Here is a 2,759-nt window from a genome sequence, read left to right on the forward strand (position 1 = left end):
ATTCCCCGTTCGCTCGTCACTACTTAGGGAATCTCGGTTGATTTCTTTTCCTCCGGTTACTTAGATATTTCAGTTCACCGGGTTCGCTTCCAGCAGCTATGAATTCACTGCAGGATACTGCCGAAGCAGTGGGTTTCCCCATTCGGATATTGCCGGATCAAAGCTTGTTGCCAGCTCCCCGACACTTTTCGCAGGCTACCACGTCCTTCATCGCCTCTGACCGCCTAGGCATCCACCGTGTGCGCTTATTCGCTTGACCATATAACCCCAAGTTGCCTCGGAGCTACATGTACGTGTTGTGTGGGGTACAAAGCCACCAACGCGAACATACGACTCAATTATTTAGGGACTCGAAGTCCCCGCCTTAGCCTCAACGACACGTTTAGATAGATATCTCAAACGCTCGCTACGTCACAAGTTATAAAAGAACATGTATCAGCCTCAACGCTGATCCATATAAATTCTTAAGTGTGCACTACATTCAGAGTGGTGGGTCTGGGTAGACTCGAACTACCGACCTCACCCTTATCAGGGGTGCGCTCTAACCACCTGAGCTACAGACCCGAAGTCTTTTCACTCAATATGGTGGAGCCTGTCGGGATCGAACCGACGACCCCCTGCTTGCAAAGCAGGTGCTCTCCCAGCTGAGCTAAGGCCCCAAAAGGGACTTCGCATACCGACCTGTGCCGGTATGAATCTCTGAATGCAGGTAATTTGTGAGGACGCCCGACAGGACGATGACGTCATGCTCAAAAGGAGGTGATCCAGCCGCACCTTCCGATACGGCTACCTTGTTACGACTTCACCCCAGTCATCGGCCACACCGTGGCAAGCGCCCTCCCGAAGGTTAAGCTACCTGCTTCTGGTGCAACAAACTCCCATGGTGTGACGGGCGGTGTGTACAAGGCCCGGGAACGTATTCACCGCAGCAATGCTGATCTGCGATTACTAGCGATTCCGACTTCATGGAGTCGAGTTGCAGACTCCAATCCGGACTGAGATAGGGTTTCTGGGATTGGCTTACCCTCGCGGGTTTGCAGCCCTCTGTCCCTACCATTGTAGTACGTGTGTAGCCCTGGTCGTAAGGGCCATGATGACTTGACGTCATCCCCACCTTCCTCCGGTTTGTCACCGGCGGTCTCCTTAGAGTTCCCACCATTACGTGCTGGCAACTAAGGACAAGGGTTGCGCTCGTTGCGGGACTTAACCCAACATCTCACGACACGAGCTGACGACAGCCATGCAGCACCTGTCTCACGGTTCCCGAAGGCACCAATCCATCTCTGGAAAGTTCCGTGGATGTCAAGACCAGGTAAGGTTCTTCGCGTTGCATCGAATTAAACCACATACTCCACCGCTTGTGCGGGCCCCCGTCAATTCCTTTGAGTTTCAGTCTTGCGACCGTACTCCCCAGGCGGCGAACTTAACGCGTTAGCTTCGATACTGCGTGCCAAATTGCACCCAACATCCAGTTCGCATCGTTTAGGGCGTGGACTACCAGGGTATCTAATCCTGTTTGCTCCCCACGCTTTCGTGCCTCAGTGTCAGTGTTGGTCCAGGTAGCCGCCTTCGCCACGGATGTTCCTCCCGATCTCTACGCATTTCACTGCTACACCGGGAATTCCGCTACCCTCTACCACACTCTAGTGACCCAGTATCCACTGCAATTCCCAGGTTGAGCCCAGGGCTTTCACAACAGACTTAAACCACCACCTACGCACGCTTTACGCCCAGTAATTCCGAGTAACGCTTGCACCCTTCGTATTACCGCGGCTGCTGGCACGAAGTTAGCCGGTGCTTATTCTTTGGGTACCGTCAGAACAATCGGGTATTAACCGACTGCTTTTCTTTCCCAACAAAAGGGCTTTACAACCCGAAGGCCTTCTTCACCCACGCGGCATGGCTGGATCAGGCTTGCGCCCATTGTCCAATATTCCCCACTGCTGCCTCCCGTAGGAGTCTGGACCGTGTCTCAGTTCCAGTGTGGCTGATCATCCTCTCAGACCAGCTACGGATCGTCGCCTTGGTGGGCCTTTACCCCGCCAACTAGCTAATCCGACATCGGCTCATTCAATCGCGCGAAGCCCGAAGGTCCTCCGCTTTCACCCGTAGGTCGTATGCGGTATTAGCGTAAGTTTCCCTACGTTATCCCCCACGAAAGAGTAGATTCCGATGTATTCCTCACCCGTCCGCCACTCGCCACCCATAAGAGCAAGCTCTTACTGTGCTGCCGTTCGACTTGCATGTGTTAGGCCTGCCGCCAGCGTTCACTCTGAGCCAGGATCAAACTCTTCACTTAAAATTACATGTCCGAAGACAAATACTTTAGCTGCAGAAGTTCAACCACTGACAACTTATCGCTTGCAAAGCAATTAATATGTTGCTTTTTGATTAAACGTCTGCAAGATGGACAATCATCCTTCCTGCAGGCGTCCGCACAAATTACCTGCGCACACTGTCAAAGAACATTGGGAAGTGGCCTCAGCGCCGTTCCCGTCAGCTTCGTCGTTTCCGTCGAAGCGAGCCGCCCATTATAGCGGACTTTTTCTTGCCGTCAACACCTCATTTCGAGGTGGTTGACGCTGCTTCGTTTCGACCCGAAGGTTTTCTGCGAAGCGAGCCGGCCATATTAGCAGGCTTTTCATCCTCGTCAACCCCTCGTGAAGAGGAAGTTGCCGCCGCTGCACCTCAATCCGCCGTAGCGTCTTTCCGTGTAGCGAGCCGCCCATCATAGCCGGCTTTTTCGTTTCGTCAACACC

2 tRNA genes and 2 rRNA genes (1 of these 4 running past the window's edge) are annotated in these 2,759 nt (G+C 53.3%); all 4 read right to left on the reverse strand.

From position 1 onward, the window contains the following. Positions 1–259: ribosomal RNA gene (locus FHY19_RS22300) — 23S ribosomal RNA — on the reverse strand; it reaches 2,721 nt to the left of the window's first position. 228 nt (positions 260–487) lie between these two features. Then, positions 488–564 (reverse strand) — tRNA-Ile (locus FHY19_RS22305). A 19-nt stretch (positions 565–583) separates the two neighbouring features. Next, positions 584–659: transfer RNA gene (locus tag FHY19_RS22310), tRNA-Ala, on the reverse strand. A 93-nt stretch (positions 660–752) separates the two neighbouring features. Further along, positions 753–2,299: ribosomal RNA gene (locus FHY19_RS22315) — 16S ribosomal RNA — on the reverse strand. The 16S and 23S rRNA genes sit together here with 2 tRNA genes alongside, the layout of an rRNA operon. Between the last annotated feature and the right edge of the window lie 460 nt (positions 2,300–2,759).

The organism is Xanthomonas sp. 4461 (genome assembly GCF_024806475.1).
GTDB classification, from domain to species: domain Bacteria; phylum Pseudomonadota; class Gammaproteobacteria; order Xanthomonadales; family Xanthomonadaceae; genus Xanthomonas; species Xanthomonas arboricola_F.